This window comes from Planktothrix paucivesiculata PCC 9631, from assembly GCF_900009265.2.
GTDB classification, from domain to species: domain Bacteria; phylum Cyanobacteriota; class Cyanobacteriia; order Cyanobacteriales; family Microcoleaceae; genus Planktothrix; species Planktothrix paucivesiculata.
Genome location: NZ_LR735000.1, coordinates 39,648 through 59,939, shown reverse-complemented (window position 1 = coordinate 59,939; position 20,292 = coordinate 39,648). Strand labels below are relative to the sequence as shown.

At 39.8% G+C, this 20,292-nt stretch carries 19 protein-coding genes, 1 tRNA gene and 2 pseudogenes; 7 read left to right on the top strand and 15 right to left on the bottom strand.

The genetic code is table 11. From position 1 onward, the window contains the following. Positions 1 to 103 precede the first annotated feature (103 nt). From PL9631_RS04245 to PL9631_RS04220, 6 genes and pseudogenes are all read right to left on the bottom strand, one after another. On the bottom strand, positions 104 to 517 hold the full coding sequence (locus PL9631_RS04245; protein WP_083617379.1) for a putative toxin-antitoxin system toxin component, PIN family: 414 nt from the start codon (positions 515 to 517) through the stop codon (positions 104 to 106). Then, positions 510 to 728 (bottom strand): hypothetical protein, encoded by a 219-nt coding sequence (locus PL9631_RS04240; protein WP_026796555.1) that lies wholly within the window; start codon positions 726 to 728, stop codon positions 510 to 512. Before PL9631_RS04240 ends, PL9631_RS04245 begins: the two co-directional genes overlap by 8 nt. 139 nt (positions 729 to 867) lie before the next feature. Continuing rightward, complete coding sequence (locus PL9631_RS04235) at positions 868 to 1,257, bottom strand: hypothetical protein (RefSeq protein ID WP_083617377.1); 390 nt, start codon at positions 1,255 to 1,257, stop codon at positions 868 to 870. A gap of 236 nt (positions 1,258 to 1,493) precedes the next feature. Further along, positions 1,494 to 2,213, bottom strand: a complete 720-nt coding sequence (locus PL9631_RS04230) for a transposase (protein WP_269321674.1) — start codon at positions 2,211 to 2,213, stop codon at positions 1,494 to 1,496. A gap of 150 nt (positions 2,214 to 2,363) precedes the next feature. Continuing rightward, positions 2,364 to 3,414 (bottom strand): annotated as a pseudogene (locus PL9631_RS04225) (transposase). Positions 3,415 to 3,562: 148 nt separating this feature from the next. Beyond that, complete coding sequence (locus PL9631_RS04220; RefSeq protein ID WP_083617429.1) at positions 3,563 to 4,684, bottom strand: YihY/virulence factor BrkB family protein; 1,122 nt, start codon at positions 4,682 to 4,684, stop codon at positions 3,563 to 3,565. A gap of 220 nt (positions 4,685 to 4,904) precedes the next feature. Here PL9631_RS04220 and PL9631_RS04215 point away from each other — a divergent pair, with 220 nt between their 5' ends. The 4 genes from PL9631_RS04215 (at position 4,905) to PL9631_RS04200 (ending at position 7,563) form a co-directional block, all read left to right on the top strand. Next, positions 4,905 to 6,092 (top strand): aminotransferase class V-fold PLP-dependent enzyme, encoded by a 1,188-nt coding sequence (locus tag PL9631_RS04215; RefSeq protein ID WP_083617375.1) that lies wholly within the window; start codon positions 4,905 to 4,907, stop codon positions 6,090 to 6,092. An 83-nt stretch (positions 6,093 to 6,175) separates the two neighbouring features. Continuing rightward, complete coding sequence (locus tag PL9631_RS04210; RefSeq protein WP_083617373.1) at positions 6,176 to 6,544, top strand: DUF2237 family protein; 369 nt, start codon at positions 6,176 to 6,178, stop codon at positions 6,542 to 6,544. A 51-nt stretch (positions 6,545 to 6,595) separates the two neighbouring features. Beyond that, positions 6,596 to 6,865 (top strand): hypothetical protein, encoded by a 270-nt coding sequence (locus PL9631_RS04205; protein WP_083617371.1) that lies wholly within the window; start codon positions 6,596 to 6,598, stop codon positions 6,863 to 6,865. Positions 6,866 to 6,882: 17 nt separating this feature from the next. Further along, complete coding sequence (locus tag PL9631_RS04200; protein ID WP_083617369.1) at positions 6,883 to 7,563, top strand: ABC transporter ATP-binding protein; 681 nt, start codon at positions 6,883 to 6,885, stop codon at positions 7,561 to 7,563. A gap of 74 nt (positions 7,564 to 7,637) precedes the next feature. Here PL9631_RS04200 and PL9631_RS04195 read toward each other — a convergent pair whose 3' ends face one another. Then, positions 7,638 to 8,318, bottom strand: coding sequence for a potassium channel family protein (locus tag PL9631_RS04195; protein ID WP_083617367.1), 681 nt, complete (start codon positions 8,316 to 8,318; stop codon positions 7,638 to 7,640). A gap of 92 nt (positions 8,319 to 8,410) precedes the next feature. Here PL9631_RS04195 and PL9631_RS04190 point away from each other — a divergent pair, with 92 nt between their 5' ends. Then, a complete protein-coding gene (locus tag PL9631_RS04190) occupies positions 8,411 to 9,967 on the top strand; it encodes a cation:proton antiporter (protein ID WP_083617364.1) in 1,557 nt (518 codons plus the stop codon). A 17-nt stretch (positions 9,968 to 9,984) separates the two neighbouring features. On the opposite strand, the gene PL9631_RS04185 is transcribed toward PL9631_RS04190, so the two are convergent. From PL9631_RS04185 to PL9631_RS04165, 5 genes and pseudogenes are all read right to left on the bottom strand, one after another. Then, positions 9,985 to 10,593 (bottom strand): Uma2 family endonuclease, encoded by a 609-nt coding sequence (locus tag PL9631_RS04185; RefSeq protein WP_083617362.1) that lies wholly within the window; start codon positions 10,591 to 10,593, stop codon positions 9,985 to 9,987. A gap of 15 nt (positions 10,594 to 10,608) precedes the next feature. Further along, positions 10,609 to 12,645 (bottom strand): Z1 domain-containing protein, encoded by a 2,037-nt coding sequence (locus tag PL9631_RS04180; RefSeq protein WP_083617360.1) that lies wholly within the window; start codon positions 12,643 to 12,645, stop codon positions 10,609 to 10,611. Between the two features lie 138 nt (positions 12,646 to 12,783). After that, positions 12,784 to 12,856 (bottom strand) — tRNA-Ala (locus PL9631_RS04175). A gap of 64 nt (positions 12,857 to 12,920) precedes the next feature. Further along, the gene (locus PL9631_RS04170) at positions 12,921 to 13,640 is read right to left on the bottom strand and encodes an HAD family hydrolase (RefSeq protein WP_156090452.1); all 720 of its coding nucleotides are present in this window, start codon (positions 13,638 to 13,640) and stop codon (positions 12,921 to 12,923) included. Between the two features lie 20 nt (positions 13,641 to 13,660). Next, positions 13,661 to 15,644 (bottom strand): annotated as a pseudogene (locus tag PL9631_RS04165) (amylo-alpha-1,6-glucosidase). A gap of 283 nt (positions 15,645 to 15,927) precedes the next feature. Between PL9631_RS04165 and PL9631_RS04160 the strand changes: the two are divergent. Continuing rightward, positions 15,928 to 17,415, top strand: coding sequence for a glycosyl hydrolase family 57 (locus tag PL9631_RS04160; protein WP_083617358.1), 1,488 nt, complete (start codon positions 15,928 to 15,930; stop codon positions 17,413 to 17,415). A 16-nt stretch (positions 17,416 to 17,431) separates the two neighbouring features. Here the strand turns inward: PL9631_RS04160 and PL9631_RS04155 are convergent, their stop codons facing one another. Next, positions 17,432 to 17,797: a Uma2 family endonuclease gene (locus PL9631_RS04155; RefSeq protein ID WP_083617356.1), complete on the bottom strand. Its 366-nt coding sequence runs from the start codon at positions 17,795 to 17,797 to the stop codon at positions 17,432 to 17,434. A gap of 78 nt (positions 17,798 to 17,875) precedes the next feature. Here PL9631_RS04155 and PL9631_RS04150 point away from each other — a divergent pair, with 78 nt between their 5' ends. Beyond that, positions 17,876 to 18,931 carry an IS630 family transposase gene (locus PL9631_RS04150; protein ID WP_083617354.1) on the top strand — a complete coding sequence of 352 codons (1,056 nt, stop codon included), beginning with the start codon at positions 17,876 to 17,878 and terminating at the stop codon, positions 18,929 to 18,931. On the opposite strand, the gene PL9631_RS04145 is transcribed toward PL9631_RS04150, so the two are convergent. Together PL9631_RS04145 and PL9631_RS04140 are read right to left on the bottom strand one after the other, a co-directional pair. Next, the gene (locus tag PL9631_RS04145) at positions 18,917 to 19,246 is read right to left on the bottom strand and encodes a PDDEXK family nuclease (RefSeq protein WP_083617352.1); all 330 of its coding nucleotides are present in this window, start codon (positions 19,244 to 19,246) and stop codon (positions 18,917 to 18,919) included. The two genes, PL9631_RS04150 and PL9631_RS04145, sit on opposite strands and share 15 nt — an antisense overlap. Before the next feature lie 88 nt (positions 19,247 to 19,334). Then, positions 19,335 to 20,198, bottom strand: a complete 864-nt coding sequence (locus tag PL9631_RS04140; protein WP_083617425.1) for a Tab2/Atab2 family RNA-binding protein — start codon at positions 20,196 to 20,198, stop codon at positions 19,335 to 19,337. Positions 20,199 to 20,292 lie beyond the last annotated feature (94 nt).

The window sequence follows — 20,292 nt, the reverse complement described above, 5'->3', positions numbered from 1 at the left end:
AAAATGACAAATCATATTGAATAAAATTAAAATATTTTGCTTGACAAATAGATTTATAAGTGTTATGATTTTAGGGTAAGTGACCCGAGAGCTACTAAGATCATTAATTAAACCTTATTAAAAACTCATTAACAGTAATAATTTCAATATTTTTGAAAGGATTTAATACCAATAAATCTTGATCTCCTGTAATAATTAAGTCAGCTTTCCCACTTACTGCTAATTCCAAGAATTTATTGTCTTTAGCATCTCGACAAATAGTAATTGTTTCAGTAACATTCACTATTTCTGCTTTTTGCCGTAAACTTCCAATAAAATTCAACCTTTTTTCTAAAGATACATATTTATCAAATTTAGGACGAATAAAAGTTTGATAAATTTCGACAAAAGTGCTGTCAGATATCAAGAGAATTTGGCTTTCAGTAACTTGATCAAAAACCTGTTGAGCTTTTGATGCTGATAACAATAAACCACTAATAAAAATATTTGTATCTAATACAGTTCTAAGTTTATTCATCTTCTAATAACTCGGCTAAAATTTCGGGAGTTAAACCATTAACTTTAGCTTCTTCTCTTACTTGTTTAACAATCTCATCAAAATCAGATGGCTTTAATAATTCTTTTAGAATCAGACTACAAACCCAAATTGCTTTTTCTTGTTTATTACTATCCGCTTCCTGGTAAAGCTTCGCTACTTCATTATCAACTTTAATCGTAATTGCTTCCATTTGTTACTCCTGATTTTATCTAAATTAAAATCTATCTTTATTATATATTCTTTTAGAATTAGAATATTTTTCCCAGAAACCGCGTTTATCAATCAAAAACTCGGTTTCCGTATCAGTCCTATTTTAAAAGTTAACTGAATTAGAGCCGACAAGTTCCCCTCGCCCACTGTCCATCCAGCGAAACAGAAACCTGTGTCCCAGGTTGTACGGCTCCTTTTGATAAGTCGATCACGATGATATCAGCGCCTCCCATATCACCCCCCCGATAGACTAATTCTCCCCGCTCGTTGGGTCGATCATATCTTAATTGATTGGTGCGAGGTGGGCCACTTTGAGGGGTTAACGTAATGGTTGTAAATCGACCATCAAGATAACTCACAGAAAACTGCATTCTGTTTTGAGGAAATTGACCCGGACAGTTAAAATTTGTTGCGGCTTCTGCTTTGGAAATGGGTAAAAAGGTTAATATTGCTATCCCATAGACTAAGGTAGATAGGGAAAAAGCCTTAAATTTATTGAGTTTAGCCATCTTGTTGATAGTAATACATTGAACAGGGAAACTATATCATAATAAAATAAATATGAAAGTTAACTATCAAGAAAGAATTGATTAGACATCTCCGAAAATCCTCAAACGCCCTCTATCGCTACTTTTTGAGCCTCTAGCACTCCTGTGCCGGGTTCTCCTAAAGTAACGGATTCATAGGCTTTTTCAGTTACATTAATAATAATTAATGAATTTTATTTCTGATATTCAATCATTTTTCAAAAGTATTCTGGGCAATTCTTAGATGATAATACAATCGCTCCTATTCGCCATCTTATTAGTCCACATACTGTCAAGATTACTGCTTCATAATTTTGGCTCTTTAACCGAAATCTTTCGGAAGCAACTCGATAAATTTTTATCAGTCTTATTAAATGTTCGACTACAATCCTTTGTTTGGCTTTTAACCGATTTTCTTCTCGATGTTCAAGGGATATTTCTTGATTCCTCGGTTTCTTATGTGGTGTATTAATTGCTGTTTCCCCTACATAAGCTTTATCCCCCCTGTATTTTTGATGATTCCCCAATTCCTCCCTTCTTTCTCTCCACAATTTCAGATCGCTTGTTGCTCCGGTATAACCCACAGCTACATCCACTATTTCTTTCCCGCTCGGCATGACAATGACTTGATTTTTAAACGTATGTGTTTTTTTCTTTCCTGAGTAATATTTTTTCTGCTCTTCGTTGTCTATTGGTCTTTGCATGGGCTGTTCATAGCTATCTACTATTAACTCAAATTCCAGCAGAATTTCTTCTACCCACTCCCAATCACTCTCGTTTTTTTTTACTTGCTCAACTAAACTGGCTGGCAGTAATTCTCTGAAGATTTTTATCCAGTTATGGAAAATATCATTCGCTGTTGATTCACTCACTTCAAACTGTAACCCTAACATTTGAAATGTGGGCATCTGATGCAGATAAATTAGAGTTAGTAAGATTTGTTCATCGACAATAGCCTTTTTGTTTGCTGGGGATTCTTGTCCAGATAGCCTCTTAATTTAGTCATCTCTCCTTGGGGTAAAATCTAATTTTACCATCAAGTATCCCTCCCCATTTTTATTTCGGAGATGTCTAATGAAGTCAGAAGGTCAGATAAGTTTTTTTCGAGGTAATGAGTTAAGAGATAACTTGTCATAATCAATGACTTGAAAAAAGTAATGGAATAAAAAAATTGACCCCAAAATCTGTCTAAGAATCACAGAGAGATTCATGACTAAAAAAGTAATAGCAATTGCCGTTTCGGAAGTATGAGCTAGTTTATTCATAATCCGATTCAGGCTAAATCTTCTTTTTCCTTGGCCAAATTTGCCTTCAATAGAATTCCGAATCTTTTCATCTTCTGACGCCTGCTTCTTAGTAGCTTTACTAATATTTACTGGAGGTCTACCTAACGGGGGGCCACTCATTCTAATCCCCTTTTCTTTACACCAAGCTCGGTTGTCTCTAGTTCGGTAAATTTTATCTACATGGACTGACTCAGGATAATGTCCCGTATATTCTTTAAAAGCCTCTATTTGTGCTTTTAAATCACATGATTCGTTAAAATTATCCCAACTAATCCGGTCAAGAAATACATATTCATCCAGACAACTAGCAGACAATTTGGCTCCAAATTCTACTGACGTTCCGGCTTTTCCTCGGACAATTGGACGAATATGGGGTTGGCTTAAACTTACGATTCTGTCGGAAATACTTTGTTTGTTATGATCATACATCCATTGCTGTTGACGATAAACTTCTGATACCACTAATAAACTCTTATATTGTCTGTCATTCAATTCATCCAGCCTCCCTCTATTGGCGATTATTTGGTCTATATGTCCTAAGTTTCGTTTAATATATTGCATCGGACAACCCAATAAAATACTGCAAGTAGGGATTTTCTTTGATTTGTTCTACTGTCTCTCTATCACTTATCCCTAATTTTTCTTTAATGATTAAGGCTCCCAATGCCATTCTAAATGTTTTGGCTGGTGCTCCCATAACAGATGAGAATAATTCTGCGTATTCCGCTTCAAATTCTGCCCACGGTATCCATTGGGCCATGATTACCCACCGATTCTCTTCTGAGAGTTTTCCCTCAAATGGCAGTTTGAACTCTTCGGGTGGTGTCCTTGGTTGCTCGTCTTTACGGTACATTTTCACCGACTCATGCAAGGTTTTTGCGTTATTTTACACCCATCCCTTGCACCTGATTCATTTTTTCTTGTCTTCACCTCCCCTCTGTTCTGGCTTTTCGCCTTTTTTCAGCAAGCCCTACGTATGATGTTTGGTAATCACCGTACTTCTAGGGGGGTGAGGATTTCATTTCATCCCCCACAATAACATTAAGTTGAGCCCCTACTAGCATAATTAAGGAACTAATTTGCAACCACAGTAACAAAACTACAAACGCACCAATTGTACCGTAGGTAATATTAAATTTGCCAAAATAATAAACATATAAACGAAATAAATTAGATACTAAAGCCCAAAATACAGAGGCTAAAATTGCTCCCGGCATCAGAGGAGTTCCGTGTTTTCGGTAATTTGGCGCGTAACGATAAATAAAAGCATAGTTAGTAGAAACAATTCCCAAAGTAATTGGCCAGCGTAGTTTTTGCCAGGTTTCTAATAGGCTTGATTCTAATAAACAATTTTGTACTGGCGGTTGAATCATGCAAATAGCTAAATCCTCTAAGGCACAATTTCCGATGGTTTCAATCATACAACTTTGACGAGCAATTCCTTCAACAATCATATCACTTACTAATACCAATGCGGAAGCTATTATTAATAATAATAGGGTTCCTAAAGCTAGGGATAGGGCAATTAATTTGTTTTTCCAAAAGGGTCTAAGATGAGTTTTTTCCACTCCATGAATATGATTTAAGGCGGTCATCGCCGCACCAATTACACCGGAAAAGACCCACAAAGAAGCTATAAAACTCACCGAAAGTAAACCCGAACTCGGCGTTAGAGATAAATGATCAATTCCATTTCCGATTAAATTCTGGACATCTTCTGGGACAATTTGACTCAGTAAAGTTGCCATTCGGTAGACTTCCGTTTGCAATAATTCAAAGGAACTTAAGGCAATTAATAGGGCTAATACCGCCGGAAATAATGCTAAGGTAGCATGATAAGCCATTTCCGCCGCAAAACCGGGTAGACGCTGTTCTAGGGTAGCCTGAATCAGTTTTTTAAAGGTTGTGGGATTCAAATATAGAAAAAAACGGCAGAAACGAATCATCCGTCGCTGAGTTCTTTTAATCTGTTTCATGAGGATGGGAAACAGGACAATTAATTGCTCCGCGACGAGATCAGCACCGCGCTGAATCAGTTTAACTAAATGGGTATGAATAGCACAAGGTCGCCACTTCACCGATTTTAGATGTCGCCAGAACCCAAAAAAGCTGGCTAGGATCATAAACCTTTGGGATCGATACGGTATTTCTAATGTACTGGACTTGGGAAAGATTTTGTCAAAAAAATAGGATTTTTTTAAGTTCAGAATTGGTTTAGGATCAAATATAGCAATCCTAAATAGGTTATGGTAGGGGCAATTCATGAATTACCCCTACCACAAGGATTAAATTTCAAAAAATATTACTCAAATAGGATTGCTATAGTTGTTAATTTAATTAAACATGAAAGACGCTATTTTAAACACTAAACCTGAATATTCTCCCTTTTCTCAATATTGGTTATTTGATCCAAAGGTAACTTTTCTAAATCATGGTGCTTTTGGTGCTTGTCCGATTCCGGTGTTAGATGCTCAATCTCAATTTCGCCAACAACTTGAACAACAACCTTGTCATTTTTATGCCCGAGAATATGAAATTTTACTCGATCAGGCTAGAGTTGAATTAGCTAATTTTGTGGGTGCAAATCCAGAGGAATTAGTATTTGTTCCCAATGCGACAACGGGGGTAAATACGGTTTTGCGATCGCTGGTTTTCTCAGAACAAGATGAATTACTAACAACCAATCATGAATATAATGCCTGTCGAAATGTATTAGATTTTGTTGCCAGTCGCACCGGAGCTAAAATTATTATAGCAGATATTCCTTTTCCTATCCATTCATCGGAACAAATTATTGATGCGGTGATGGCAAAGGTTTCTCCTAGAACAAAATTAGTTTTAATCGATCATATTACCAGCCAAACCGGGTTAATTTTCCCGATTCAAGAGATTATTAAAAAATTAAATAATTTAGGAATAGATACTTTAGTTGATGGTGCCCACGCACCCGGAATGTTAGAGCTAAATTTACAAGCAATTGGGGCAACTTACTATACGGGAAATTGTCATAAATGGTTATCTGCACCCAAGGGAGCCGCGTTTTTATCGGTACAACAGGATAAACAATCATTAATTCGTCCGGTAACTATTAGTCATGGAGCTAATTCTACCCGCAGCGATCGCTCTCGATTTTTATTGGAATTTGACTGGACAGGAACCCCCGATCCTAGTGCTTATTTATGTATTCCTGAAGCAATTAAATTTATGGGTTCTTTGTTACCCGGAGGTTGGTCAGAATTAATTAAAACCAATCATAATTTAGTGGTAAATGCCCGAAAATTATTATCAGAAAAAATAGGAATAATTTCACCCTGTCCTGATGATATGATCGGTTCAATGGCGGTTTTACCTTTAGGGGAAAGATGGCAAAATTATTCCGATTTGAATCAAAAACTTTGGGAAGACTATCAAATTGAAGTGCCAATTATGCCTTGGGAAGATCAAACTATGTCCTTAATGAGAATTTCGGCTCAAATTTATAATCATTTATCTCAATATGAATATTTGGCAGAAATTTTGTTGGGGTTGTAGTTTAAGATGCGCTGAAGCGCAACAACGGCGCAACAACGGGGATATGATTTAAGGTAGAGTGAATTGAAGTTGAGAGAAAAATAATGCAAGAAGCCAGAAATGTTTTAGGCGGAAAATTGGAAATGTGTTGCTCCGATCCGATGACCGGATTTTATCGTGATGGGTTTTGTTATACTGGGGGACAGGATTTGGGTGTTCATGTGATTTGTGCCCAAGTGACCCCAGCATTCCTGGAATATACAAAAGCCCAAGGAAATGACCTGAGCACCCCCGTCCCGGCCTTTGGGTTTCCGGGGTTAAAATCGGGGGATCGGTGGTGTTTGTGTGCCTCCCGTTGGCAAGAAGCCCTGGATGCGGGCGTCGCGCCCCCGGTGGTGTTAGAATCAACCCATGCTAGGGCGTTAGAAGTGGTTTCTCTGAATCAGTTACAACAATATGCGGTTCAGGGTTAGCTGGAAACGATATAGTAAGAAATTGAAATTATTAACGGTTTTTGAGATCCTATGTTCACCGTAGACATTATTGTTAAATACACTCCCACCCCTTTATCGATTCAAAAAAAATCTGCTGAGGATGCCCAAGGGGCTTACAATCAGATTTTAGAGGCACTCCGGGGAGGAAATGCCCAGGTCTTAGAATTTACCTGCGATAAAATCACAGATAAGAAACTGGCAATTCTCAGTAGTGAGATTTCTGCGGTACAAATTTCCGATAAAACCGGAGGAAATGCCGCGGGGAGACCTCCGGGTTTTGTGGGTGCAAAGGCAGAATAGAGGGAACAACAACGAGCATGGAATCTTCAAGTCCAGCGATACGGGTACAAGAACTATGCTTTAGTTGGCCAAGCGGGGCGCAGGTCTTAAAATCCTGTTCCCTGGATGTTCCTCCAGGTCAGTTTTGGATGCTTTTAGGGACTAATGGCAGTGGAAAATCCACCTTATTGAGACTATTAGCCGGGTTATTAGAGTCGAAATCGGGAGAAATCCAACTCCAAGGACGGGTGGGGTTTGTGTTTCAAAATCCTGATCATCAATTAGTTATGCCAACGGTAGGGGCGGATGTAGCCTTTGGATTAGTGGAGGATAAGTTACCCTGGGTTGAAGTGAAACAACGGGTAGAAGATGCCTTAACGGCGGTGAAATTATTGGAGTTACAGCGACGTCCGATTTATGCCTTAAGTGGGGGTCAAAAACAAAGAATTGCGATCGCCGGAGCCTTAGCCCGACATTGCCAAGTATTATTATTAGATGAACCCACAGCATTATTAGATCCCGATAGTCAAAATGATTTAGTCGTTGAAGTCCAACGGTTAGTAAAAACCCGCGGCATCACCGCCCTATGGGTAACACACCGTTTAGAGGAATTAAACTATAGTGATGGGGCGTTTTTATTAGAAAATGGTCAAGTGGTTGGTCGGGGTGATCCTGAACCTTTGAAACAGCGATTAATGCAAAAAGAGTTAAAGATTTAACTAATCTAATCAATTTTATTTAGGTAAGGATTAGGCTGAATTTAACCACAAAGACACGAAGACACAAAGGAATTTTAAGATGGAGATACACCGATAAAATCAATCATTTGATGTAATGATCCCGGTTTAGTCACAATTAATACAGTAGACCCGGGTTCTAAAACCGTACTCCCATTCGGAATCATCAAATCATCGTGGGGGTGAGGTTGATAACCGACAATGAGAGAACTCTCGGGAAACCGTGCATCCTGAGCAATTTCCGCCACACTCCGACCTGCAACACGACAACGATTAGGAATCGGCAGCTTGAGCACCTCAATTTGTCCTTGCTCAAAGTGCATCATCGATTCCACTTGCGGATACTCAATGGCATTCACCATCGTAGATACCCCTAATTCCACGGTACTCACAATATGATTAGCGCCCGACAAACGCAACGGCTCGGCAAAATCGGGGTGGCGCATCCGACTTAAAATATGGGGAACTCCGTAATGTTTCGCGAGGGTGACCATGGCTAAATTCAGGGCATCACTTCTGAGCATCGCCGCCAAAGAAGTCGCCTTCCGAATTCCGGCCTCCAATAACACATCCGTACTCACCGCACTCCCTTCAAATGCCATCGCCCCAATTTTTTCCCGGGCATAACGACAGGCCGTGGGATCAATATCAATTACTGCCACCGTATGGCCAAGTTCTAGTAACTTTTGGGCTAAACTTAACCCCACTAATCCCCCGCCACCGATTAGAACATACATAGCAATGCCTTAATTTTGGGTTGACATTAATCTTACCGTCTGGCAAGGTTAATTGTTAATATTTAAAGACTTATTATTGAGCAGTATTGAGAGTGGATGTTACCGAATTAGTCAGGATTTCAATTATTCTCCTACTGGTTTCGACGGGTGTGGCACTATTTTCCCGCAAGATTGGGATTCCCTACGTTACAGGTTTAGTGCTGGCTGGTTTGCCCTTTTCAGGATTTCTCTCTAAATCCGTGGGTTTAGATCCGGTTTTAGTGTTCAATCTATTTTTACCCATTCTCCTCTTTGAAGCCGGGATTAATACCGATGTCAGTCGTCTCCGCAGCACCTTTAAACCCATTGCCCTGTTAGCTGGCCCTGGGGCGATTTGTTCCGGTGGAATTATTGCCGTTTTATTGAAATTTGGCCTAGGACTCGATTGGATACCCGCCTTATTTATGGGGGTGATGTTAGCCAACACCGATACGGTTTCCATGATTGCCGTCTTTAAGGAAATTCCAGTCCCGTCGAGACTTTCAACTATTGTGGAGGGGGAAACCCTGTTTAACGATGCGGCGGCTCTGGTGTGCTTTGATTTGATTGCCCAATTTTATACCACAGGTTCCCTTACTGTCCTAGAAGGCTTCCAACAACTGCTGTTTAGCTCCGTTGGCGGGAGTCTGGTGGGGTTGGTCTTAGGCTACTTAACTATCCCTATATTTGCCCGGTTAGATGATCCCCTGAATAGTCTATTACTCACCGTAGCCGTAGCATTAGGCACTTTTCAGGTCGGACATTTGCTAGGGGTATCCGGTGCGGTGGCGGTAGTCGTAGCGGGATTAATTTTTGGAAATCTGGGACTGTCTCGCCAAACCACAGCCTCCAGTCGGATTACCCTATTGAGTTTCTGGGAATATGCGGGTTTTACTGTTAATACCTTTATTTTTCTATTAATTGGGGTAGAAATCAACCTCGTAACTTTCTGGCAAACCTTACCTGCGGTTTTGTTAGCGGTTTTAGTTTACCAAGTCGCCCGGGGTTTAACGGTATATCCCCTGTTAGCGTTGGCGAGTCGGTTTGACCGGGTAATTCCTCTGCGTTGGCAACATTTGTTATTTTTTGGGAATATTAAGGGCTCCCTATCCATGGCTTTGGCTTTAAGTTTACCGACCACACTTCCGGGACGGGATATTTTAATTACCCTGGTTTTTGGTAGTGTTTTAGTTTCCTTAGTCGGGCAAGGTTTAAGTTTACCTGGGGTGGTTAAACGTTTGAATTTATCAACGGTTTCTTTGACACAGCAACGGGTGGAAGAATGGCAAGCGGAATTAATTACCGCTAAAGCCGCCCAGGATGAATTGGATAGTTTATTAAAGTCGGGAATTTTACCTAAATCGGTCTATGAAGAAATGCGTTCCACTTATCAGGTAAAAATAGCCCGATCCGAAAAGTCTTTGCGAGAATTTTATAATCGGCGTCCGGTAGATTTTGAACAGTCTAAGGGAGATTATATTAGTAAATTAGACGCGATTCGGCGGCGTTTACTCTTAGCGGAAAAAGGGGTTCTTAATGAAGCAATGCGGAAACGAATTTTATCAGAAACAGTTGCCCAAAAGCGTATCCAAATCCTTGACCAACAATTACTGAAACTAGAGGATGATTGAAGCAGAATTATGAATACTTACCCACCCTTGAAAATCTGCCCGGCGGTCACATTTAATTCTGGAAAAACTACTGATTCCACTCTTTCATTGTCTCGAAATAGCTTGATTTGATACTCACCATCAATCAACTTATAAACTGATAAAGTTGGCTGTTTGGGAGAACCAATATAACGGCTACCTCCTAACCCCAAATAATCAACAATCCAATATTCAGCAATGCCTAATGCTTCATAATCAATCATTTTGTGGGCGTAATCATCGCGCCAGTTGGTGCTGACAACTTCAACAACTAATTTTATGGAATCTCCTTGAGTAATAACTGATTCTCTTTCCCATCGAGATTCATTGGCTTCTACGGCTTGTTTATCTAATATAATCAGATCAGGATCGTAGCCAGAGTTATTGCTAAATTTAATTGTACATTCTTTGGGAATCAAGTAAGGAAGTTGTAGTCGTCTGATTTCTAAACCTAACTCAATAGTCAGAAAACCGGCGATCGCTGAATGTTTACCCGTTGGATTTGGCATTTCAACAACAACTCCCTGATGTAGTTCGTATTGTCCGCTTTCAGGTTTCCAGTCCAGAAACTGATCAAAATTGATTAACTTCGATATAGTTTGAATCATATAAAAACCTCTATTTCAGCTTTTATTTACAGAAAACGCATAGTTACCATCGGGAAATCGGATAACAGGAACCCAGAAAGGTACTCCATGCCATCCACCTGGAGGATTAAGTTCACCCCTTAATCGAGTCATTAGTAATGCAGGATAATTAGGATTAATACCATAAGGTATATTTCCCTGACCACCTGGTATAACGTTACTAAGTTGCTGATAACTTCGGCTCCCAGCTTTCTCTAAATCGGAATTTCGATTAATAATAACTAATGAGCCAGTATTTTGATATTTATCTTGATTTTGCAGTGCAGAAATGGCTTGCCAAATCAAATCATCGTCCCAAGAGACAACTGATTGGGGTGTTTGGTATTTAAATTGCAAAATCTCTAAAATATCATCAACTGTTACCGTGTATTGTTGTTGTAGATTAGGATATTTAGTCACAGATAACAGGGTATCAAGTTCTTGGGTTTGATTGCCTAAAATCTTGGGATCAGATATTGGTAGCGGTGGGAAATACTGGCTTCCACCTTGATAAGTGACTAAATCAACTGTGTTTTCATTTAAAACATTACGGCGGGTTGGTCTCATTCCTCTTGTCACTAAAGGAATTGTTTGAATAGGTAAATTAGTTGCTTGGCACTGCTCTCTAACTGAATCATCACTGCTATGGATATCAACAAATCTCTGAGCTAAATGATCTGGTAAATAAATCCGAGTAGCCGGCAGTTCATTTTGGCGATATCCGTACATTCTTGCGTGTTGTAAAACGGTATCCATTTGCGGTTGTTGAGCATCTCTACCATAGTAAGTAACTAAAAGATTCTTAACAGTAACACCACGACCTATTTTTGTACCACCTATATAGAGGGTATGTCTTCGTGTTGGAGTAGGTCGAATTCCTTCACCTGTATCAGAGTTAATTTCTATAACTTCGGTGGAGGTAATTAGTCTTGCCATTTCTGTTAAAACAGCTTGAAACGCTGGAACAGTCCGAAAAGTTTGCTGTAAATCATTGTAAGCATCTTGTAATTGTGTTCTGATTGTATGATTCACACCTCTCATTGGGTCATTAGGAAATTGTCTAAGTTGGTTTGTTAGGTCATTCTTAAATTGATCTACCAATGCTGCTGCTAACTGATGATCTGTCTGTCTAAAGCTAGTATGAAGCAGATATGTATATCTTCTAGAATTGCCTTGTATTCTTAAAATTGCTGCTCCTAGAAAAAAGACTAACATTGATTCTATGACTGTATTAGGAATACTTTTGCTAGTCCTCAGTTCATCAAGCTCAATCATTTCTACAAGACGAATATGATCTGAATTATTGAAATTATTGTTAGCAAAAAAGTGGTTACCACCAACATAACCTGTACCTGGTGTAGTGATTACTACAAAATCTGGTCTAAAATCACTTTGACTATCTTGTAATAGCAACGCTTGAGGAGTAGCGGTAGTTTGTAAGTATGTATGAGAATTAAGATAATCTCTTAATTCGATAATTGCTTTATTTACAGCACTTGTAGGCTTATTTTGGTCATTAATATTTGTATCTAAACTAGCTTGATCTGCTTCATCGTCAATAATAATAACTGGTTGGTTTTGCCAGTGGGATTGCCGAATAATATTTAAACATTCTCGCAATCTGCGTGGATGTTTAGAACAGACTAAAGCTAGAGGTAAACCAGAAGTAGATCCTGAAGCTTGTCTAATTTCTGTCTTACCAAAGACTTGAAAACTATCCAGTGATCCTTTAATTCTATCAAGTGTTTGCTCATAGATATCATTCAGATTAGATGTCATTACTATGAAATTATTAAAACCATTATCTGCGGCTAAAGCCATAGTCGCTAGAATAACAGATGTTTTACCGCTTTGGACATGACCGTAAATTAATCCAGAACCATTTTGCGTTGTATCTATACATCTTTCTAAAACTTCAGATGCTGTATGAAGAATCTGATCAAAATCACGATAGGAAATATTTTCTTCATCATGTAAATATTCTCTAAGGTTAACAACATTGTCTCCTTCGTCGGGGGTAGAAATTTGTGCCATAATAGTCAACTTATTAAGTTCTTATAGGAATAAGAAATAAAACCTACACTTTAAGAATACATTCTACCATTCCTAGGGTCAAATAAAAAGGAACGGCAACAATTAGCTAATGCTGTTTGTTGTGTACAACAAAATTAATGGAGAATAGGGGATTCGAACCCCTGACCTCTGCGGTGCGATCGCAGCACTCTACCAACTGAGCTAATTCCCCGTAAGAGTCAAAGAATCCATGTGTGAGGAATGATCTCTGACTCCAACTTTTTATTGTAACACAACTAAACTTGAGATTGCAAAGGTTCCTCTAAAAAATTTTTTTGAATCCGCTCTAATTCCAGATCACTGAACCGATCCACCGCCCAATTGGCCCAGCGTTGCAGGATATGGAGGGGATAGGTATGGGCAACACCAGCGACCTGCATCCCGGCCCGCCCGGCCGCAATAATCCCCACACAGGTATCCTCTACGGCCAGACATTCCGACGGCTGTAAATTCAGGTACGGGTAAGCCTCGTTTAACCGTTGCAGGCCTAACAAATAGCCTTCGGGTTCGGGTTTGCTGAGGGTAATATCATCCCCAGCCACAATCACCGGAAAATAATCTTTCAGCCCACTGCGAGTTAAGACCAATTCCACTTCCGCCCGTAAAGCCCCGGTGACAATTCCTAACTTTAGATCGGCCAATTGTAACTGTTGAAGGAAATTCTCCAAACCCAGATAGAGGGGAAGTTGTTCTAATTGTTCTAAATAATTGCGATAACTAATAGATTTCCGTTCAATTAACTGATTCAAATAGGTATTACTAACAACGCGACCTCGATAGGTTAATAGGTCTGTTAAACAGGCGCGATCGCTCCGTCCTAAAGAAAATTTACGAATTTCTTCGGGTTTAGAACGGAGGTTTTCACTCAACAAAAGTTCGGCAATGAGTTGCTCATGGATCGACTCATCGTTAATAATAATGCCATTAAAATCAAATAGAACTGCCTTTAAACCCATGATTTTCCACGACCCTCGATCTAACGTTCGGTGGCTAACCAAGCCCGCAGAACTTCTCCCACTGACCAGGCTTGGGCAATACAACCCCGGGGGGTACATGGGGGCATTACCATCAAAAATTTCGCTGATTGTTCCCAGTCCCCCGGTGGTCAGATGGTTGCTGATCGGTTCTAGGAAACTGCGGGCCACCGTAGGATTTTGAAACACTCGTAAATGAGCGATGACAAAGGGCCCCAACAGCCAAGCCCAAACGGTTCCCTGATGATAGGCACTATCCCGTTGTACCGGATTTCCCTCATAATATCCTCGATAATGGAAATGATTCGGGGCCAGCGATCGCAATCCTGATGATGTTAACAAATACCGTCCGCAGGTTTCAACCACGGCCCTTTGTTGGTCAGGAGATAGGGCGCTGTGGGGGAGGGAAACGGCAAAAATTTGATTGGGACGCAGGGAAGCATCATCACCATAAATCCCATCAATCACATCGTAACAATAGCCCAAGTCTGGATTCCAGAACCGTTCAAACCGAGCTAAGGCGCGATCGGCAAGGGCATCATATTCCTGATAGGGTCTGCCAATTTGACGGGCAAATTTTCCCATAATTCGTAGGGCGTTATACCACAGGGCGTTAATTTCCACGGGTTTACCGATGCGCGGAGTTACCACCCAATCCCCAATTTTGGCATCCATCCAGGTTAACTGCGATCCCTGTTCTCCGGCGTAGAGTAAACCATCGGCCGGATCGAGGTGAATATTGTAGCGAGTTCCTCGACAATGATATTGAATAATATCGGCCAAAACCGGAAACAAATTTTCGACAATATCAATATCTTCGGTGAGGTCATAATATTGACGAATCGCCTCAAAATACCAGAGGGTAGCATCAACCGTATTGTAATCCGGGGTTTCTCCGGTGTCGGTGAAACGGTTGGGTAACATTCCTTCCTCGACACACTTGGAGTAGGTATAGAGAATGGCCCGGGTAATTTGCAGGCGTCCGGTGGTCATGGTAATCCCCGGTAAACTGATCATCGTGTCCCGTCCCCAATCCCCAAACCAGGGATATCCGGCAATAATGGTTTTACCGATGGGATTTTCAGGAATAGCACGATTCACCACAAATTGATCGGCGGCAAATACCAACTGTTGTACCCATTCGGGTACTTCCCTAATATTGCTCGGACAGCTATCTTGCCAATATCCTAATAATTTACGTTCGTAGGTGCGACGGAGTTCGAGGGCTGCTTCGGCGTTTAAACCCGGGTTTGGTTCGGTACTCGCAACAAAACAGAAGGATTCCCCGGGATGCAAGGTAGCGCTGAACGTGGCAATATGAAGATGATCCTCGTGATCCATTAAGCCGCGATCGTGTTCCCTAGCTAAATCAAAGTTATAACACCATTGATGGGTGGGTTGTACCGTTCCCCGATCAGTTAATAAATAAATGGGGCTGGCTTGGGGAAAGGCGGTAATACATAGGCCGTTTTCCACCGCTTCCGCCTGCATTTTCCAATTCCAGGCATGGGTATCGCTATGATAGTCTCGATAATTCACGAACGCTTTTAGGGTCAGGGTGATTGGCCCAGAAGCCCGAGTTAAGCTATAACGAACATAGGTAATATTAGCCTCGGGCTGCATCCAAATCCGTTTTTCCAAGAGGGTGTCCGCGCAGGCAAATTTCCAGGTGGGTATGGTACGGTCTAAGTGAAATTTTTCAATATGATGATGTCCATAACCATTAATTGCGCCCCCACTCCAACGATTCGTATAAAGGGGATAAACTTGTTCATGATATTCTACAATTTCGTCTAGTTTTGTAACTAATAAAGTCCTTCCTAATGGGGGGTTTAAAGCCGCTACTAATAAACCATGATAACGGCGTGTCAGTAAGCCTGCTATTGTTCCCGAAGCATAACCACCGATGCCATTAGTCACTAGCCATTCCCGTGTTTCTGCACTGGTCAAATCACCACAGATTTCTCGTCCAAAATTAATACTCATACCCAATCAGTTATCAGTTATCAGTTATCAGTTATCAGTAATCAGTTAAAGAGTATACAGTTAATTTATTAATTCTTAAACTGCTAACTGCCAACTGGTGACTGAATTATAGCGTTTTATTGTCAAAATCAAAACCCCCAGTTTGTTAAGTTGAATACGGATTAAACAGATTACTCAAGTCTGGGGGAATATTGCCAAGCATTAAAAGTTTTTAAGATCTGTATTCAAGAGTATAATTGAATTTGTATTTTTATGTTCGGGCAATTGCTCAAGATTTAGTTTCATGATAAAATCTAACGTTTTGACACCTTTCCCTATTTTAGAAGACTTACGTTCTGGTCTTCCTAATTTTTGTGGCTGGGAAGCTGAAATTCAAGCCTTAGTTAATCATAATAATCCTATATTTTTGTCTCAAACTAATTTAAAGTTAGATAAAATTAAAGCCGGTTTTGCCTGTGCATTACATTTTCATCAACCGACGATTCCCGGGGGTATTAATGGGGAATTAATTAGCAATCTGCAATATATGTTTGAACACTCCCAAGAGGGTGACAATCATAATGCGGAAGTTTTTGCCTGGTGTTATCGTCGGATGGGAGAGTTTATTCCTGAATTAATTTCTCAAGGCTGTAATCCTCGAATTATGCTGGATTATTCTGGGAATTTGTTATGGGGATTACGCCAAATGGGACGGGATGATATTCTCAATGATCTGAAAAAAATTGCCTGTGATCCCAACTATCAACCCTATGTAGAATGGTTAGGAACGATGTGGAGCCATGCGGTAATTCCTTCGACTCCTATTCCTGATATTTTACTACAAATTCAAGCCTGGCAACATCATTTTGCCTCTATTTTTGGAGAAGATGCTTTAAAGCGAGTTAAGGGTTTTTCTCCTCCTGAAATGCACTTACCCAATCATCCTGATACCTTATATGAATATATTAAAGCCTTGAAATCCTGCGGTTATCGTTGGTTATTAGTTCAGGAACATTCCGTTGAAACCTTAGAAGGTTTAGGATTACCCCACGACCAAAAATATATTCCGAATCGTTTAATTGCCCGCAATTCTCAGGGGGAAACCTTGAGTATGATTGCTTTAATTAAAACCCAGGGATCGGATACTAAATTAGTTGCTCAAATGCAGCCATATTTTGAAGCAAAAACTAAAGAAAAAAAATCAATTTCTGGGGTTAATATTCCGCCTTTAGTATCACAAATTGCTGATGGCGAAAATGGCGGGGTAATGATGAATGAATACCCTCGGGATTTTTTGAGAATTTTCTATGAATTGCGGGATCAAAATAATGGGGTTGTGGCAATGAATGGCACAGAATATTTAGAATTATTAGAAGCGTCGGGAGTTAACCCAGAAGATTACCCCGCTTGTCAAGCTGTTAATCAGCATAAAATTTGGCAAAAGGTTGATCCGAATCAAGCAACACCGGAACTTGTGGAAACAGCGATCGCTAGTTTAAAACAAACCGATCATCAATTTCAAATGGAGGGCGCGTCTTGGACAAATAATTTAAGTTGGGTGCAAGGGTATGAAAATGTTTTGGAACCCATGAAAGAATTAAGTATTGCTTTTCATAAAAAGTATGATTCCTTAGTGCAAGAAAACCCGAATATTACTCAGGAATCTGATTATCAACAAGCATTATTGTATAACTTGTTATTACAAACCAGTTGTTTTCGCTATTGGGGACAAGGAACCTGGACAGATTATGCCAGAGAGCTCTATCGTCGGGGGATGGAAGTTTTAAATTAATGGGTGGGATTTGAGATTAAGGCTGTTGTAAATGAGCAATTTGTTGAGAAAACCAAAAAGCAGCGTTAAAATTATTGGTTTTTTCGAGTTGTTCTAAGGTTAATTCTAATAAAGCGATCGGCAATCCATTTAAAGCAATAGAAGTATTGATTTCTTGATACTTTCCATTCTCTTGTAAGCGAAAGGCGATCGCCCGTTTTCCTCTAATATCAATTACCCAATATTCCGGTATTCCTAATCCAGCATAGAGTTGTTTTTTCTCATCTAAATCTATTGCTAAAGTCGTATCGGCAATTTCTCCCACTAAATCGGGAACTCGCCATTGTTCTAAATTAATTCTGCGGGGTTCTCCTTCTTGCCATTTGGGAGAATTTTCACCAATATAGCATTTTCAAATGAGATGTAAACATAAGTTCCTAGAGAATGATAAAATTAGAGCTAGGTTTAGGAAAAAGATGATATGGAGAATCCAGAAATAAAAAAGGAAATTCAAGAATTGGATGAGTTGATTAAAAGCAATCCCGATTCTAGAGAATTAAAGAGAGCACTAGCTGTAAAATTTGCCTTGCAAGGTTGGGGTTATGAGATAATTGCCAAATCTTTAAATATATCAAAAAGCTTTATTAGTAAGTGGAAAAAAGGATTTACTGAAGGCGGGACAGAAGGAATAAAATTATCTTATCAAGGGAGCAAAAGCTATTTAACCAGCCAGGAGAAACAAGAAGTAATCACTTGGCTCCAAGAACAAAAATATTGGGACTTGTCTGAACTAGAGTGTTATTTAATTGAAGAATATGATGTGGTTTTTCAGTCTCCAACAAGCTATTATAGTTTACTGGCTGAAGCCAAGGTGAGTTGGCAAAAAGCCGAAAGAAAGAACCCTCGTAAAGAGCCAGAAGTTGTGAAGAAAAGGAATCAAGAAATCCAGTCTATCTTAGAGAAACTTATGCCGAAAATTAAGTCAGGAGAGATTGCTGTATATGCTCTTGACGAGGTTCACCTATTAGAAGGAGATCTGATTAGTCATGGATGGGGAGACAGCCAAGAAAGATTAAAAATCCCCCTGAGTAATGAAAAGAATCGGCAAACCTATTATGGAGCTTTAGACCTAATAAACCCCGAGTTAATTGTGCGTGCTTATCAAGCCGGAAATAGTGATTCAACAGTTAAATTTATTCAAGAACTCATTCAACTTAATCGAGAACGACAAATCATTATTTTCTGGGATGGTGCCTCCTATCATAGAAGCGAATTAATGCGGGAATTACTCCAGTCAATTAATCAGGGTTTAACCCCAGAAGAATGGAAGGTTACTTGCCATTTATTTGCTCCTTATGCTCCCGAAGAAAATCCTATCGAAGCCATTTGGTTATCATTAAAAAGCTTACTTAGACGGTGTTACCGCTTCTGTAAGAACTTTACTTTGATGAAGCGATTGTTTAAATGTTTAGTTGATTTCAAGTTGTTCAATTTTCCTGATATCAAAAAATATGATGCTTTTTCATGCCTCATTTGAAAATGCTATATATAATACTTTATCGGGTGAAGCTGCTCGCTGTTTAGGTTTTTCAATCACACATCCTCCTAAAAGATCAACTAACAGATCAGGTTGACGGGCAAACCAAAACCCAAAAACCAAAGTTAATAATTCATTAAATCGAGCGTGATTAATTCCTTCGTTACCCATATCAATCCACAAATAGCCTTGATTAAAACTAATATTATAGTCCTGCAAATGAGGATTATTGACAAAATCCAAATAATCCTCCCAGGTCGCCGGTTGCCATTGAGTTTTCTGAGCAGATTCAGGAATAGAAACTAGAGTTGTCATGGTTTCATCCTAACTGAGAAACAAAGTATAGACTATTTTAACATGGGTTTGAAAATGGTGCGTAAGCCAAGCACACGCACCCTACAAATTAGAACTGTAGTTCTTGTAATAACCAAAATCCGGCAAAAGATTCAGAATTAGGATTAGATTGAACTGCTAAAAAATGTACATTTTTAGCTTTTTGTTTGCTGAGTTCAAAATTTTCGGCTTCTGTTTGGGTTTTACCATCGGGTAAATTAGCTAAAATCCAACTTTCATTTTCCCCAGTTTCTAATAATAAATTAGGACGAGAATCCTTATCTAATCGTAAATAAGCTAACTCTAATCCCGACATCCAAGCGGCTAAAGGTGTGGCCCGAGAAGAATAAATAATTAACCCAGGAATTGGGGTTTCTGGTGTTAACCCAACCATGGGTAATCCGAAGGCTTCACCAAAGCTAATATCCCATTCTGACAGGTCGGAAAAGGCACTCGCTTCTAAAGTGACAAAAGCCCATTTATCCCCCTGCAAAGCATCAGGAAGGGGCTGGGGTTGAGACTCCATAAATTGAACCGAAGGATTAGCCCCCGCTTGATAATTTTCCAACGTGGGATAATAGGTTTCTATGCGTTCGTTTAACCATTGATAAAGAGCATAGGTACGCCGACTTGCAGAGGCAGGAATGGCTAATTCTTTACAGGATTTAGAAATCATATTCGCCATCGGACGACGGAAAAAGCGAATCCGAGAGGGGGGCGTGGGGGCAGTGGCGATCGCATTTTCAATCGCCTCTTTTAGCCAAATCGAGTTGACTTGGTTACTGAGGCAAAACTGGGTGTAGCGAAACATTGTCTCGGCGCTATCTTCAATATTGAGCGGGGTTTCACAGATTAAAACTTCCCAAACTTTCTTCCCTTCTTCGTCCCGCAGGGGGCGGCTATAAAAATCGAGTTCCCAAATAGTTGATTTCATCAATGACTGGATTTTGTGGGTAATTAACATCTAAAAATAAATCCTACCAGCAATTAGGGTTAAGCTGTGGCTAAGGATTCATTTTTTAGGGATC